Origin of the sequence: Clostridium sp. UBA7339, from assembly GCF_002470865.1 — a bacterium.
Lineage (GTDB): Bacteria > Bacillota > Clostridia > Clostridiales > Clostridiaceae > Clostridium_J > Clostridium_J sulfidigenes.
The window spans coordinates 44,929-61,271 of record NZ_DKPI01000003.1 but is presented as its reverse complement, the minus strand read 5'-3'; the positions used below and the strand labels follow the sequence as shown (position 1 = coordinate 61,271).

At 29.0% G+C, this 16,343-nt stretch carries 15 protein-coding genes and 1 riboswitch; of the genes, 8 read left to right on the top strand and 7 right to left on the bottom strand.

Annotated features, from left to right (window positions below; all coding sequences use genetic code 11):
* Positions 1 to 113 precede the first annotated feature (113 nt).
* The 4 genes from B2S02_RS00580 to B2S02_RS00565 all read left to right on the top strand — a co-directional run bounded on the left by B2S02_RS00580 (position 114) and on the right by B2S02_RS00565 (position 3,803).
* Positions 114 to 974, top strand: coding sequence for a metallophosphoesterase (locus B2S02_RS00580; RefSeq protein ID WP_346920132.1), 861 nt, complete (start codon positions 114 to 116; stop codon positions 972 to 974).
* A gap of 141 nt (positions 975 to 1,115) precedes the next feature.
* On the top strand, positions 1,116 to 2,579 hold the full coding sequence (locus tag B2S02_RS00575; RefSeq protein WP_346920131.1) for a UDP-N-acetylmuramoyl-L-alanyl-D-glutamate--2,6-diaminopimelate ligase: 1,464 nt from the start codon (positions 1,116 to 1,118) through the stop codon (positions 2,577 to 2,579).
* Positions 2,580 to 2,688: 109 nt separating this feature from the next.
* The gene (locus B2S02_RS00570; protein ID WP_346920130.1) at positions 2,689 to 3,480 is read left to right on the top strand and encodes an SDR family NAD(P)-dependent oxidoreductase; all 792 of its coding nucleotides are present in this window, start codon (positions 2,689 to 2,691) and stop codon (positions 3,478 to 3,480) included.
* A 17-nt stretch (positions 3,481 to 3,497) separates the two neighbouring features.
* Entirely contained in the window at positions 3,498 to 3,803 is a 306-nt protein-coding gene (locus B2S02_RS00565) for a hypothetical protein (RefSeq protein ID WP_346920129.1), read from the top strand.
* A 77-nt stretch (positions 3,804 to 3,880) separates the two neighbouring features.
* Here the strand turns inward: B2S02_RS00565 and B2S02_RS00560 are convergent, their stop codons facing one another.
* Positions 3,881 to 5,362, bottom strand: coding sequence for a nicotinate phosphoribosyltransferase (locus tag B2S02_RS00560; RefSeq protein ID WP_346920128.1), 1,482 nt, complete (start codon positions 5,360 to 5,362; stop codon positions 3,881 to 3,883).
* Positions 5,363 to 5,521: 159 nt separating this feature from the next.
* Positions 5,522 to 5,977: a hypothetical protein gene (locus B2S02_RS00555; RefSeq protein ID WP_346920127.1), complete on the bottom strand. Its 456-nt coding sequence runs from the start codon at positions 5,975 to 5,977 to the stop codon at positions 5,522 to 5,524.
* Between the two features lie 354 nt (positions 5,978 to 6,331).
* On the opposite strand from B2S02_RS00555, the gene B2S02_RS00550 reads away from it, so the two are divergent.
* Entirely contained in the window at positions 6,332 to 7,225 is an 894-nt protein-coding gene (locus tag B2S02_RS00550) for a D-alanine--D-alanine ligase (protein ID WP_346920126.1), read from the top strand.
* A 59-nt stretch (positions 7,226 to 7,284) separates the two neighbouring features.
* Here the strand turns inward: B2S02_RS00550 and B2S02_RS00545 are convergent, their stop codons facing one another.
* The 4 genes from B2S02_RS00545 to B2S02_RS00530 form a co-directional block, all read right to left on the bottom strand.
* Positions 7,285 to 7,974 carry a radical SAM protein gene (locus B2S02_RS00545; protein WP_346920125.1) on the bottom strand — a complete coding sequence of 230 codons (690 nt, stop codon included), beginning with the start codon at positions 7,972 to 7,974 and terminating at the stop codon, positions 7,285 to 7,287.
* 1 nt (position 7,975) lies between these two features.
* Entirely contained in the window at positions 7,976 to 8,536 is a 561-nt protein-coding gene (locus B2S02_RS00540) for an ECF transporter S component (RefSeq protein WP_346920124.1), read from the bottom strand.
* Between the two features lie 19 nt (positions 8,537 to 8,555).
* Entirely contained in the window at positions 8,556 to 9,536 is a 981-nt protein-coding gene (locus B2S02_RS00535; RefSeq protein WP_346920123.1) for a nucleoside hydrolase, read from the bottom strand.
* Between the two features lie 117 nt (positions 9,537 to 9,653).
* A riboswitch (PreQ1 riboswitch) is annotated at positions 9,654 to 9,698 on the bottom strand.
* Positions 9,699 to 9,788: 90 nt separating this feature from the next.
* A complete protein-coding gene (locus B2S02_RS00530) occupies positions 9,789 to 10,394 on the bottom strand; it encodes a DUF445 domain-containing protein (protein ID WP_346920122.1) in 606 nt (201 codons plus the stop codon).
* Positions 10,395 to 10,612: 218 nt separating this feature from the next.
* Between B2S02_RS00530 and B2S02_RS00525 the strand changes: the two genes are divergently transcribed.
* On the top strand, positions 10,613 to 12,076 hold the full coding sequence (locus tag B2S02_RS00525) for a PLP-dependent aminotransferase family protein (RefSeq protein WP_346920121.1): 1,464 nt from the start codon (positions 10,613 to 10,615) through the stop codon (positions 12,074 to 12,076).
* A 150-nt stretch (positions 12,077 to 12,226) separates the two neighbouring features.
* Positions 12,227 to 13,387 carry an alanine racemase gene (gene alr / locus B2S02_RS00520; protein ID WP_346920120.1) on the top strand — a complete coding sequence of 387 codons (1,161 nt, stop codon included), beginning with the start codon at positions 12,227 to 12,229 and terminating at the stop codon, positions 13,385 to 13,387.
* 93 nt (positions 13,388 to 13,480) lie between these two features.
* Here the strand turns inward: alr and B2S02_RS00515 are convergent, their stop codons facing one another.
* The gene (locus B2S02_RS00515; protein ID WP_346891746.1) at positions 13,481 to 14,074 is read right to left on the bottom strand and encodes a GNAT family N-acetyltransferase; all 594 of its coding nucleotides are present in this window, start codon (positions 14,072 to 14,074) and stop codon (positions 13,481 to 13,483) included.
* Between the two features lie 687 nt (positions 14,075 to 14,761).
* Between B2S02_RS00515 and B2S02_RS00510 the strand changes: the two genes are divergently transcribed.
* On the top strand, positions 14,762 to 16,309 hold the full coding sequence (locus tag B2S02_RS00510) for an ABC-F family ATP-binding cassette domain-containing protein (RefSeq protein ID WP_346878775.1): 1,548 nt from the start codon (positions 14,762 to 14,764) through the stop codon (positions 16,307 to 16,309).
* Positions 16,310 to 16,343 lie beyond the last annotated feature (34 nt).

Genomic DNA, 16,343 nt, shown 5'->3' with positions numbered 1-16,343 from the left:
GTGCATTTGTCTTTAGTAAAGAAATATATTTGTGTATACTATAAATAAATTAATTTTAAAATTGCTATTTAATATAATAGGACATGCTAATAATTAATATAAGGATGTGTAATATGAATATAAAAAAATTAATAATTGTAATGATTTTACTCATAGTTATTATAACTTTCTGTTATTGGCAAAATAATAATATAGTTGTAACTAATATAGATTACGTAAACTCAAAAATTCCTAGTAGTTTTAATGGTTATAAAATTCTTCAAATTTCAGATTTACATAATAAAGAATTTGGAGCTAATCAAAAAAATCTAATATCCTTAACTAAAGAAATTAACCCGGATATAATTGTAATTACTGGTGATTTAATTGATAGCCGAAGAACAAATAAAGATAATATGAATATAGCTACTTCCTACATTAAATCAGCTGTAGATATAGCTCCCGTATACTATGTATCTGGAAATCATGAATCAAGATCAGATTTATATGAAGAATTAAAAATCATCTTTGAAGAGTATGGTGTCATAAATATGGATAACACTCATAAAAATATACAGTTAAATGGTGTTACTATTTCTCTTTTAGGACTAGCAGACATATGCTTTAATCCTATAGATAATTACGAGTACCCTAACTCTCCTTTTAGCTTTGATGAAATATTGAGAAATTTAAAAATTGAAAGTAAAAATAATTTTACTATTCTACTTTCTCATAGACCCGAGCTAATTACACTTTATACCAAAGAAAATATAGATTTAGTATTTTCCGGTCATGCCCATGGTGGACAAATTCGCCTTCCATTTTTAGGTGGAATTATTGCACCAGATCAAGGTTTTTTTCCAAAATATACTAGTGAAATCCACAGATTAAACTCTACATCTTTAGTAATTAGTAGAGGGCTTGGTAACAGCCTAGCTCCTCAAAGAATATTTAATTATCCTGAATTAGTAGTTGTAACTTTATCAAATGAATAAACTATTTTACATCATTGATTTTTTAATAAGCACTTTTTGCATTGTTTTAAGCAATATAAACACTATTTATAGGAAATCTACTCCGTATAATAAGAATATACGAATTTATTTATGAGTTTATTTAATTGCGGAGGAATAATTATGAAGTTATATAAATTGCTTAATCAAATTAGTTACACCTTAATAAATGGATATGTGGATATAGACATCGAAAACGTAAGTTATGATTCTAGAGAGATAAAACCAAACTCTTTATTTATATGTATAAATGGTAATAATATTGATAGTCATAATCTTATAGATGAAGCGGTTAAAAATGGTGCTATTGCCATATTAGTAGAGAAAGATATTACTTATTCAAATAATGATATAGTTACGATAAAAGTGAAAGATACTAGAATTTCTTTGGCTAATATATGTAATATATTTTATAAGGAGCCCTCAAAAGGAATAGAACTTGTAGGAGTAACAGGAACAAATGGGAAAACTACAATTACACATTATATTAAAGATGTATTAGAATCCACTGGAAAAACTGTAGGTGTCATCGGTACCTTAGGCTTCAAACTTACCAATGAAAAAGTAAATATTAGCAAAACTACTCCAACTACTCCTGAAGCTTTGGAACTTCAAAAAGCCTTTAGAGAATTTAAAGATAATAATGCCAACAGTGTCATAATAGAAGTTACTTCTTCTGCTCTAGCAAAACATAGAGTTGATTTTTGTGATTTTGATATAGGAATATTTACTAACCTATCTCAAGATCATTTAGATGAACATGGTACTATGGAAGCCTATAAAAGAGAAAAAATGAAGTTATTTTACAAATGTAAATTAGGAATTATTAATATCGATGACAATGTTTCAAAAGAAATAATAAAAGAAGCTCCATGTAAAATACTAACTTACGGAATAGAAAATCCAGCTGATATCCAAGCTACTGATGTAATATATAGAAGTAATTCTGTTAGTTTTAAAGTGAATTTTAAAAAAACTTGCAATGAAATTAATATAAAGATTCCCGGTAAATTTACCGTATACAATGTATTAGCTACAATAGCTGCATGCTATTCTCTAGGAATGAGCATTGAGAACATTATAACACTACTCCCCAATATTAACCCTGTTCCTGGTAGAATTGAATTGATAAAAAACAACTTAAATAAAAATATAATAGTAGATTATGCTCATACTCCAGATGCTTTGGAGAAACTCCTCATTATGGCAAGAGAAATAACCTGTGGACGAATTATTACTGTCTTTGGTTGTGGTGGAGATAGAGATACAACCAAGCGTGGGATTATGGGTAAAATAGCTGGCTCTTTATCAGATTATTGTATAATTACTTCTGATAATCCTAGAACTGAAAATCCAAGATTAATCATTGATGATATAGAATTAGGAATGTTATCTACAATAACTCCTTATGAAAAAATTATTAATAGAAAAAATGCTATAGAAAAAGGATTAAAAATACTAAAAGATGATGATTTGCTTATAATTGCTGGAAAAGGTCATGAAAACTATCAAATTATAGGTAAAAGAAAATTTCATTTTGATGATAGAGAAGTTGTTATAAATGCTACTAAAAACTTTTTAAAATAAGACAATATATTATTGATTAATGGCTTATGGATAAATTTCCATAAGTCATTATTTGTATAAGAAGAATTATAAGTGAAATAAAACACATACTAACCTAGAGGTGATAATATTGAAACACATATTAATAACTGGTTGTGGTTCTGGTCTTGGACGTAAAGCAGCTATAACCTTGGCCAGTAGAGGTCACTATGTTTATGCAACCACTCATACCAATGAACAGGCATACAAATTAAATATGTTAAATAGAAAATGGAAACTTCCCATTGAAAGCTTTAAGTTAGATGTATTATGTAAAGAGGATAGAGAAAAAGTAAGAAACTTACCTATAGACGTACTAATAAATAATGCTGCCATAGGAGATTCTGGCTCCGTAGCTGAGATAGATGTAAACAGATTTAGGGCTACTTTTGAAACCAATGTGTTTTGTCCTATAGAATTGACTCAGATTGTTTTAAAAGGAATGATAAAAAGAAGAAAGGGAAGAATTATATTTCTTTCTTCCTTAACTGGTCGCATGGCTATACCATTTTTATCTCCCTACTGTTCTACTAAATTCGCCCTTGAATCCATTGGGTATTGTTTAAATAAAGAACTTAAGCAACTTCCAAGAGTGAATATTCCTATAATCTTAATTGAACCTGGTTCCTATGCTACAGGTTTCAATCAATTAAATATAAGTAAACAGTTTAATTGGATGAAGGTAAGCTCATACTTTAAAAATAGAATAAATAAATTACAGAGGAAACAATATCTATACTTTAAACTAACTGAATCATCTAATTTGGATAGCATAGTCATGAAATATGTATCTGCTACAGAAGAACCTTACCCTAAATTTAGATACATAGCTCCTTGTGTTCAAGGATGTGTTGTAAAAGCTAAAAACATATTAAAAAACTAATTATAAGGAGGCCCATAATGAATAGCAAATATAACAATAACTTTGAAGAAATTCTATTTAAGCCAAAAGATATTATTTCTTCTATGGATGATGATTTAGACTATGTAACTACTTTAAATAAAGATCTAGATCATATAAAAATTAATGATGATTTCTCCAACGAAGAACAGGTTAAGGATCAGCATACAATTCAAACCCAAAACTCTAAAAATATACTAATAGATTCATTAGGTAAAACAGAAAAAGGTCATGAAACCCTAAGTAATCTTAATAATAGAAAAGACTCTGCAAATCTAAATAGCTTACCTTTAATGAATAAATAAATGAAGCCATAAAATGACTATGTGACATTCATATCATATAGTCATTTTTATATTTATATATTAATAATTAACTTTTTTTAAGGATGACTTTCTTCATTGGAATATTTATTAATTAAATCATATTTTAGTGTCCATAGTTCTTCAGATAAATCTACATAGTACTTGTGAGGATTTTTAAGCCTCAAAGACTCCTCCCAGAGGGTTTCAACCTGTCCTTTGCAATACTCTCTAATTTCCTGAATACTAGGACATGAATATACACATTGCCCTTTATCAAAGATTTTCACTTGTAATTCTTTTACATAATAGTCTGTTAAAACAGTTTTCTTCCATGTATGAACAGGGTGAAAAAGAATATATGGCTTACTTTCATCTACAACTTCATTCCTTAAGGTAAGTAAATCACCTACTGCTTTATTAGTTTGCTTATGATAAAACCTATACAATTTTTTAAAACCAGGATTAGTTACCTTTTCTGGATTTTCACTTAATTTTATTTTAGACTCTAATTTGTTTTTATTTTCTATAGCTACTAACTTATATACCCCTCCAAATACAGGATTAGATTTAGAAGTTATTAGATTTTCTCCTACTCCAAAGATATCTATCTCAGCACCCTGTAGTAACAAGTCACTAATAAGGTATTCATCTAAGGAATTAGATGCAGTTATTTTACAATCTTCCATGCCAGCTTCATCTAACATTTTCCTAGCAGCCTTTGAAAGATATGCAATATCACCACTATCTAACCTAATTCCCTTTAATCTATTTCCTTTAGGCTCTAATATTTCCTTAGCAACTCTTATTGCGTTAGGTATACCACTTTTAAGAGTATTGTAGGTATCCACAAGAAGTACACTGGAAGTGGGATAAACTTCTGCATAAGCCTTAAAGGCTTCATATTCACTATGAAAGCTTTGAATCCAACTATGAGCCATGGTTCCTAGAGATGGAATTCCATATAATTCTTCTACCATTGTACATGCAGTGCCAAAACAACCTCCTATATAAGCAGCTCTTGCTCCTAATAACGCTCCATCATAACCTTGAGCTCTTCTAGAACCAAATTCTAAAACATTTCGCCCCTTAGATGCCCTAACAACTCTGCTTGCTTTAGTAGCAATTAAACTTTGATGATTTATAGTTAAAAGTAGCATAGTTTCTATTAATTGACCTTGAGGAATTGGCCCTCTAACAGTTATTATAGGCTCATTTGGAAATACCACCGCGCCCTCTGGAATGGCCCATATATCACATTGAAATTTAAACTCTCTTAAATACGCCAAAAAATCTTCAGAAAATATTCCTCTTTCCCTTAAAAAGCTTATGTCTTCTTCAGTAAAACTTAAAGTATTTATATACTCTATAAATTGTTCTAATCCAGCAATTATTACATATCCCCCATCATCAGGGATTTTTCTAAAAAACATATCAAAATATGCTATTCTATCCTTCATCCCCTTCTTTAGATATCCATTACCCATAGTCAATTGGTAAAAATCCGTTAACATGCTTAAATTTCTCTTTATATTTACGCAATCACATACTATAGTACTCATATGTTAACAAGCTTCCTTTCCTTAGTTTTCCTCTTAACCCTTATTAAATCAAAGACTTATAACTAAAAATAAATATATTATTCTTAGTTATTTCTTAATTCTTGGATTATTATACTAAGGACTATTCTAACAAATTCTTAGTTATATTGTCATAAAGCATTACCCATCTTTTAGTAATGCTTTAATCTTGTCCATACTAAAGTCTTCATCTACTATTTTATAATACTTTCTTTTTTGTCCTTTATAACTTATCATAATCTCTTTTTCATTAATCCAAGCTATATCAATTCTTATTGGACCTGTTGACCCCTCTTCCTTATATGACCCTATAATTGTCATCAAATATTCTATTCCATAATCACTACTTCTATTTTCCTTCATTTTCACATTCTTCATATAATCTATAAATTTCATTGTCTTTTCTTCTTTATATATATTCCATGATTCAGATGAATCAATTCCTCCTTTTAAAGAAAAAAAGGTTACACTAGTACAATTATCCATGTTATACCTATTTATAACAAACTCTTCAAAAGTTCCCTGTTTAGGATAAATGATATATAGTATCTCTATTGCTACTATGACTAATATTCCTATAAATATCTTTCTTTTCATTTCTCCTCCTATATAAAATATTGATATGTTTTAAACAATTATTTTACCTATCCATAGATAAATTTAGATGTAATTCATGTTTGCTATATAAATTGTTCATACATACACCAACACTATCCATTATATTCCTATATTGAGAATAATTATACACCATGCGGTACTTATATTCCATATAATTTATAATATAATGAAACTCATTTATGTACTAGCAATACAAATAAAATGACAATTTTAAAAATTAAGCTACCTTCTTAAACCACCCTTATCTAAAATCCATTACTTAATGGTACTTTCTATTTTTTTTCATTGAAATATTATTATAGTATAAGAATATAAATTTGAGGAGATGTATATATGAAAGTTGGAGTATTAATGGGTGGAATTTCCTTTGAGCGAGAAATATCCCTTTTATCTGGAGAAGAAATAATTAAAAACCTAAATAGAGATAAATATGAAGTAATTCCTATGATTATAAACTCTAAAAACGAAGTTATAGATAAAATTCACGACTTAGATTTTGCTTTTTTAGCCTTTCATGGGGAATTTGGAGAAGATGGTGCTATTCAAAGTATTTTAGAAAGTATGGGAATTCCCTATTCTGGAAGTAATCCTTTGACTAGTGCTCTTTGCATGAATAAAAAGCAATGTAAAAGAATTTTTAAAGCTGAAGGTATTCCTATAGCAAAAGGAATTAATCTATATAAACATGAAGGTGTGGATTTAAAAGAAATAGAAAAGTTACAATATCCTATGATAATTAAACCTAACAGTGGTGGTTCAAGTATTGGAATTTCTTTAGTTTATAGCAGAGATGAGCTTAGAAATGCTATATTAGAAGGATTTAATTATGATGATGAAATAATTATAGAAGAATATATAAATGGCAGTGAGTATACTGTTTCCCTATTGAATGGTGACACATTGCCTATTCTTTCTATAATCCATAAAGGTAATTTCTTTGATTATGAATCCAAGTACAATGATACAGATACCTTAAAGGAGGTAGCTATTCTTCCTGAATCCCTTCAAAATGAAATCAATGAAATATCGAAAAAATGTTATAGAATCTTTGATTGTAAAGCCTATGCAAGAGTAGATATAATAGTGAGTAATAACAAACCCTATGTAATAGAGCTAAATACTTTACCTGGTATGACTAAAAATTCTCTATTTCCTAAAAGCGCAAAAGCTGCCAACATGGAATATTCAACTTTACTAGATAAGATTATTGAATTTTCATTAATATAAGAGATGAGCCAATTGGCTCACCTCTTATATTCTATCTCTTAATGAGTTAATTCTTAAAATTAATCTCCTACTCCAAAATCTGTATTTTCAAATAACACTTCAATTTTACTAACATCCTTAAGGAAATTATATTCCATTTCAAACCAACCTATTAATTCTTCATCTCTCTTAATATCCGTAGTATTTTCTGTAAAGATATTTATTGTTCCATAATCAAAGTGATTTAACACTATATCAATATCTTCTTTAATCATTTCTTTGTTTTGTCCTTTTATACCTACCATTAAGCATACTGAGCTAAAATACTTTCTAACTTCCTTATAATCTTTAAATCTAGCATTTTTATTTAACACTAAATTTCTAAAATTATTATCAAAACTTTCAACTCCAATTTTAAAAATAACTTCAATTCCAAAGAAATCTCTCATTTCTTGTAATCTACTTCTATAGCACCAATGGCTTTCTAAGAACATCTTTTTTATATTCTTTTCTATTACTATTTTTCTAATGCTTTCCAAGGTTTCAATAGGTAATTCAAAGCAACTTCCTGAATTAATCACTTCTAAGGTACCATATGTTCCTTTTACTTCCTTTAACACCTTTTTATTTATATCATTGATTTCTGCAGATTTTGTTGAATTATCCTCTATATAATCACAAAATGTGCACTTCCCCCAAACACATGGAAAAGCCTTTAGTAATACTATTTCTCTTTTATTCTTCCCTGTTATTATATTATATCTATCCATACTATTCATCCCCAACAATATTACTTTTAATATCTAATGGTAACATTTTAATAATTGTAAAAACTAATCCAAAGCTCACAGCTTTATCTAATAAATCTGTAAAAATCTGAGTAGAAAAAACTGCTGTAATAATACTAATTCCAGAGTTTTTAAGTATTGCAACTAAAATACTTGAACCTGAGGAAGTTACCCCTTGAAAAACAAAGGAAGCAATAACTGCTGCTGTTGCTGATCCTAAAACTGTAACTAATAATATTCTTAAAATCAACTTTAAAACTCCAACCTTCTTACCTTTAAATAACATTCCTGTACCTATCCCCACTACTAATTGTACTGGTAAAAAATAAAATGAAATAGGATCAAAAGTTATACCATTAATAATTGATGATAATCCTCCAACCACAGCTCCACTTACTGGTCCAAATAATATTGAAACTAAAATAGTTCCTATTGTATCAATGTAAATTGGAAGTTTTAATGATAATGCTATAAATCCTCCTACTAAGTTTATAGCTACTGCTAAACCCATAAAAATAATTCTCTTATTCTTTTTACTATTCATATTTCTAATCTTCCTCCTCTTAATTTAGTCCATATTTAGAATTATTTAAAATTGATATTATATCTTCTTTATATTTTGGGAAAATTCTTGATAGAAACATTTCCATAAAACCTTTTGAATTTACTTCTGTTAACACTAGACAATTTGGTTTCTCTCTATAAAAATCCCCTTCATCCACCAGTGTCATTCCTATAGCTTTTCCCTCTGTAACTATATCTACAAAATATTCCTTTCCAGAGCATAATTCAGGATTAATAAAATATGCTACTGCTAGTGGATCATTAATTACACATCCTAAGGTTCTTTCTTGGTTCCAATGAAAGTCCACATAAAATTTAGTTATCTTTACAATTAACTCTCCAAGAGGTTCATTAAACTGCCTTATCATTTCAATATAATTGGGAGTTAAAACACATTGTCTAGTAACATCTAATCCCACCATGGTAATCTTCCTTTTTAATTCCTTAAAGACTTTTTCTACACCATGAGGGTCAACCCAGAAATTAAACTCTGCTACTTGAGAACAATTCCCAAAGCTCTTAAAAGCTCCTCCCATAAGAACTAACTCCTTCATCTTTCTTGTAACTTCACAATCTTTTTCTAAAGCTTTTGCTATATTAGTTAAAGGACCCAATGCGATAATTGTGATATCCTCTGATTTTAACTCATCTAGAATAAAATTTACTGCACCTTCTTTATAGGTTACCTCCTCTACCATTGGTAAGAAACTTTCACCAAGTCCATCTCTTCCATGGGTATCCTCTGCAGTAATTAATTTTCTTTCCATAGGTTCGCATTCCCCAAGATACACTGGTATATCTAACCTATTTAGTTCTTTAAGTATCTTTAATGCATTTTCTGCCCCTTTTTTTCCATGGACATTCCCCGATACTATAGTTATCCCTTTAACATCTATCTCCTCTGATTTTAGTGCAAGAATTATAGCCAATGAATCATCAATTCCTGGATCACAATCTATTATTACTTTTCTCTTGTCCATCTTTTCTCTTCCTTTCTTAATGAAACCATAAAAAAATGCCTTGAGCTCCATCCCAAGGCATAAAAAATACAACCTAAAAAAGGTCGCACTAAGGGTATAGCACGACCATATAAGTCTTATTCCCTAGTTTTTTATAGAGGGATGGTTACGAACCTCTCCCACAGAATTCTGTGGATTTTTTATTAAATTCTTAATTTAACATATCATATTTTATACCTTATATCAACTGCTTATCTATAATTATGTATATTCTTATTTAAAGAGCATAACCACTAATCCTTGAACTATACCTATTGCAGCTCCTAAGATAAAGCCCAAAACTTCAATATGTTTTAATTCCTTTTTAGCTACATTTATAATAATTCTTTCAAGTTCTTGTAAATCCAACTCATTTATTTTTTCTTCAACCATTTCTTTAATATCTACTTTATCTTTGATATGACTAACAGCTTCACTTTCCATTTCCTTTAAAGCCTCATCAACTTCTTCCTCTATAATGTTATCTATAGGTCCTTGAACCATGATCCTAAAGGGTGCTGGCACAAAATCCATCTTTCCTGCCACTAAATTTCTTATTTTATTTTTGACTAACTGACTAAATATAACCTTATCTTCTTCTGTGATTGCATTTTTTATTATATCATCAATTGACAATAATTCCTTTGCCACCACTTCCCCAATATTTTGTGCTATTTCATTTTTTCTCTTTGGAATTAATCCTATTATCTCTAAATTTATTAATGGAATTTTAATTGGATTAATTGGTCTAAACATAAGCTTTATGGCTAATATGTTTGTTACCCATCCAATAACCCCTCCTACTACTGCTAATAAAAATACAATAACTAAACTATTCATGATGTCCTCCTAAGTATTTCAAAATTTCTATTAATATTCTACAACAATTATTCTTGTTTTTCTATTGAAACTAACTTATTTTTCTAATAAACTATTTTTAAGTGATTCTTTTGTTTGGTTTTGTAAAGATAACCAATGCAAACTTGAATCTTTTTTACTTTGTATTCTTATGATAACTTTTATAGGAATACAATTAATAAAAATAGGTGGTGTTAAATATGATATTTTCTACTCTAATTATAAATAAGGATGAACCTATTTATATGCAACTAGAAACACATATCATTAATGGAATAAAAAAGGGTGAATTAAAAAAAGATAGTAAACTGCCTTCCACAAGAGAAGCAAGTAAACTTTTAAACATAAGTAGGAATTCTGTCATTGCTGCCTATGAAGAACTGGAAAGCAAAGGAATAATAACTACTAAGAGGGGTGTTGGTACCTTTATTTTAATGGAGACTGAAAACACCTGTGAAGAATATAATATTAATTTTATGAATATGATTAGCAATTATGCTGATACCCTTAGAAATCTTGATATTATTAAAAGTGAACTTCCCTATAAAAACAATATGATTTCCTTTAAATCTATTGCCCCTGAACCTAGTCTCTTTAATATGGATGACTTTAAAAGAGCTCTCTTAGATGCTTGGACTTATGAGGAAGAAAACCTATTAAACTATGGATATGCTAAGGGATATGCCCCTTTAATCCAATATTTTCTTCAGTATATGGAGGAAAAAAGAGTTAATACTGAAGGTAGAGATATATTAATCACTAACGGTTTTACTGAAGCCTTTGATATTATTATAGGTTCTTTAACTAAAAAAGGAGATATAATCCTTTGTGAAGAACCTACCCATAATACAGCATTAAAAATTATGAAATCCCATGAAATTGAAGTTATCCAGGTAAAAATGAATGAAGAAGGTATGGATTTAGAAGATTTACAAATGAAGCTTGAAAAGTATAATCCTAAATTTGGATATATAATCCCTTCTTATAATAATCCTACAGGTATTGTAACCAAAACCAAACGAAGAAAAGAAATTTATAATCTTTTTAGACAGTACTCTGTACCTATAATCGAAGATGGATTTAATGAAGAGCTTCTATACTCTAGCTCTCCCATCGATCCCATAGCATCATTAAGTGGCATGGGTAATAGTATAATCTATATTGGCAGTCTTTCTAAAATACTCTTTCCAGGCCTTAGAATTGGATGGATTTTAGCTAGTAAAGATTTGATTGATATTTTAGAAAGTGTAAAAAGAGGTAGAACCATTCACTGTTCTTTCCTTGATCAAGCTTCCTTTTACTATTACTTAAAAAGTGGAGCCTTTAGTAGGTATGTAAAAAATGTAAGAAAATATTATAGAGATAAGTATAATCTGGTTATGGAAATGATAAATGAATACATCCCTTATGAATATGTTACTGGAGAAGGTGGCCTTCATATATTTATTAAGCTTAAAAATAATATAGATGCAAGACAACTTCTAGATATATGTTATAAGGATAATGTGCTATTTATGCCTGGTGATATCTTTTATATAAATAGTGTAAAAGGCAAGGACTGCTTTAGAATAGGCTTTGGTAGAGTAAGTGATGAAGATATCAAAGTAGGAATAAAAATAATTGGTGATAATATAAAAAAGCTAAGTAAACCACCTTATCAATAAATCCTGTACTAACTGGTTCTTGTGATTTAATGTAATTATACTAAAATAATAGTATAAGGTAAGTTTCACTTGATATAACGAAGTAAATTCTTAATGAATATAACTAAAATAGCTTACTAGAAATAATGAAAGAAATTACGAGGTGTAACAATGGAAAAAATAATGAGACCTGTATGGGCTGAGATAAATTTAGATACAATAGCCACTAACACAAAAAATATAAAAAAATTAGTTGGAGATAAAGAGCTTATTGCTATCGTAAAAGCAGATTGCTATGGACATGGAGCTGTAGATGTTGTTCCTACCCTTTTAGAAAATGGAGCCTCTAGACTCGCTGTAGCAATGCTGACAGAAGCTATAGAGCTTAGAAAAAATAATATTAATGCTCCTATAGTAATTTTAGGATATACTCCTTTATACTTAGGCGAAGAGCTAATAAATTATGATATTGAGCAAACAATATATGATTTAGATTATGCAAAAGAACTATCTAAAATAGCCTTAAGCCTTAATAAAAAAGCTAAAATCCATATTGCCATAGATACTGGTATGGGTAGAATAGGATTTCTCCCTGGTGATGATACCGTTAAAATTATAAATGAAGTTTATAACTTAGAAGGTTTAGAAGTGATTGGAATATATTCTCACTTCTCCACCTCTGATGAAAAGGACAAAACCTATACCAATGAACAACTTTATAAATTTAAAAAGGTTATGGCGGATTTAGAAACTCTTGGAATTGAAATTCCATTAAAACATATTTCTAATAGCGGAGCAATTATAGATATGCCTGAAACTTATTTAAACGGCGTGAGACCAGGCATTATACTTTATGGTTATTACCCTTCTAAAGAAGTTTCTAAGGATAACATTTCAGTAAAACCAGCTCTAACTTTGAAAGCAAAGATAGCTCATGTAAAAGAATTGCATAAGGATATGTATATAAGTTATGGTAAAACCTTTAAAACTAATAAAAAAACTATTGTAGCTACACTACCAATAGGCTATGGAGATGGTTATCCTAGAGCATTAAGTGAAAATGCTAAGGTAATTGTTAATGGCAAATTTGCTAGTATTCTAGGTAGAATTTGTATGGATCAGTGTATGATTGATGTAACAGACATAGAAAATGTAAAAACTGGTGATGAAGTTATTATTTTAGGTGTAGAAGGAGACTTAAAATTTAACGCTGATGATATGGCAGAAGCCTTAGGCACAATAAACTATGAAATTCTTTGCAGAATTAAATCCAGAATTCCTAGAGTATATATTAAGAATAAAGAAATAGTTAAAGTCAGAAATAACATATAAGAAAAAAGTCTTGTCATTTAGAAGTGACAAGACTTTTTTTCATAGGTAATATATATCATGGACATTTAGTCCTAATAATTTACATATATAACATTAAACTATTTTTACCATTCTATATAAATATTGAGAAAAATACTTTTCTTCTTTTTCAAATTTATAATCTAAGTTTTCATAGAACTTTCTTACTTTCTCATCCTTAGCTAGCAGTGAACAACCTTTATATCCTTTTTCTTTAGCTACCTTTTCTGCTAACTTCATTAGTTCTTTTCCTATTCCAAGACCTCTAACTTTTTTAGTAGTTGCTAAGTTTGCTATATATAACTCTCTATCTCCACCCTCTTTTAAGTACATTCCTAAAATAAGGTCCTTTATAAATTTTATTTTTCCTTTAATTCCTTTTATCATATGAAGTAATTCAAAACTAGTTTTTGTATCTAAATCAGATATTTCTTCACTGTTTAAAAGAACTATAGCTCCACAGGTCTTTCCATTTAGTTCTGCTACCTTTATATTTAAATATGAATATCTAGATTCCTGACTTAATACTAGCCATTGAATCCTATTTAAAATCTCCTCTTTAGTGCCCTGGCCCCAAATATGATCTGGTGTTTCCTCAGTATCATATATAAGACCAGCGATAATGGGGGCATCCACCTCCGTTGCATCTCTTAATGTTAAGTTTTTCATAAATATCCCTCTTTCATGAAATTTTTATTTAAATTTCTTAACTATATTATATTATTATTAGAAAAATTAATTAAGGCTTTAGATCCGCAGTATTTAGTACTTTTATGCTATTATTGAATTCTTACTAATTTATACAACTGTCCTATTAGTACTTATTAATGCCTACAATAAGTATTTTTTATCATATCTACTTCTCACTTCATTCTCTTAATTACAAAATCTTTACTAGGATTAATATGAGGATATGTTTAAAAGCAACAGTTATTTTATTACTTGTATTTACTTTTTCAACTACTATGGTATAATATTTATGTATATATGTAATAATAAATATATTGAATATTATTATATTTAAAATAAATTAATGCAAAGAAAGAGGTTGAGTCGAATTGTGTAAAATGGTAGTTCTTGTAAGTGTTTTAGGTTAATAACGGGATAACTGTGCCCTTTTTTACCTAAACATTTGAATAGAATTATCTTTTACAGGATAAGACTCTTTTTTAATACTCTAAATCATATAAAATTTAAATTAGTATCACTACACTATTATTTTGTTATAGCTAATATGAGATCTAATTTTTCACTCTACTATGATTTAGAATATAATTTTCACTGCATTAATTTACATGAAATTTAAGGAAAGAGCAAAGCCTCTTTCCTTTTTTTATTTTACGGAGGTATAAAGACATGAGTATATTAAATATTGAAAATCTAAGCTTTAGTTTTGGAGATAAAACTATTTTTAAAAATATGTCCCTTAGATTACTAAAAGGCGAACACGCTGGTCTTGTTGGAGTTAATGGTGCTGGTAAGACTACCCTGTTTAACATCTTAACTGAAAAATTAATCTGCGATGAAGGTACTTTTACTAAAGCTTCTTCCTGTAAGATTGGATATCTTAAACAAAATTCTGATATAAACGAAAATTTAACCATAAAAGAAATTTTAAGGGAAGCCTATATAAATCTTTATGAATTAGAAGAAAAGATCTTACTCATAAGTAATAAGTTAGCTACCGGAGATGTAGATGACTATGATAAATTAATCAATAAATTAGGCCATCTTCAAGATAGGCTGGATTCTAGTGAGTTTTATAATATTGAAAAGCATATTGAAACTATGTGTAAAGGGCTTGGTATAACTGCCCTTGGTATGGATACTCCCTTTAAAAATTTAAGTGGAGGTCAAAAAACTAAGGTTATGCTAGCAAAACTACTTCTTGAAGCTCCTGATATATTACTTTTAGATGAGCCTACTAATTATCTAGATAAAGAGCATATAGAGTGGTTATCTAAATATCTACATGACTATGAAAATGCTTTTGTGGTCATATCCCATGACACTAGCTTTTTAAACAAAATTACAAATGTAATTTTCAATTTAGAGTTTTCCTCTATAAAAAGGTATATGGGAAATTATGATAACTTCTTAAAACTACAAGATGAGGAAAGAAAAAGATATATAGCTGAATATACTGCTCAACAAAAGGAAATTCAAAAGCTTCAGAACTTTATTGATAAAAATAAAGTTCGAGCTTCTACTGCAAAAATGGCTAAGGGTAGACAAAAGGCTCTTGATAAAATTGAAAAACTAGAAAAACCAAAAATAATTTCTCCTAAACCTAGTTTTTCCTTTAATTTTAAAAGAACCTCTGCTTCCCTTGTGATGAAAAGCTCTAGTCTAACCATTGGCTACAGCTATCCACTTATAAAAAATCTTGATCTTACTTTAAAAAGAGGTGAAAAAATTGCCATTACAGGTTGTAATGGCATAGGTAAATCCACATTTTTAAAGACCATAATGGGAGTAATACCTCCAATAGATGGTGATATAAAGCTTGGAGATTATCTGTACCCAGCTTACTTTGAGCAACAGGTTCATGGTTCAGACCATACTCCTCTTGAGGAAGTTTGGGATTCTTTTCCTAAAAAATCTCAAAGCGAAATAAGAGCAGCCCTTGGTCGTTGTGGTATTAAAAATGAGCATATGAATCAAAAACTAAAAACTTTAAGTGGCGGAGAACAATCAAAGGTTAGACTTTGTAAACTTACCTTAACTCCAACAAATTGGCTTTTACTTGATGAGCCAACTAATCATTTAGATGCTATCTCTAAGGCTGAACTAAAAAAAGCTCTTATTGATTTTAAGGGTACTCTCCTTTTAGTTTGCCATGAAGTTGATTTCTATAAAGATTTAGCAACTCAGGTATGGAATATGGAAGAACTTTTAGTATAATAAATAAGGATCAGCTATAAATTTATAGCTGATC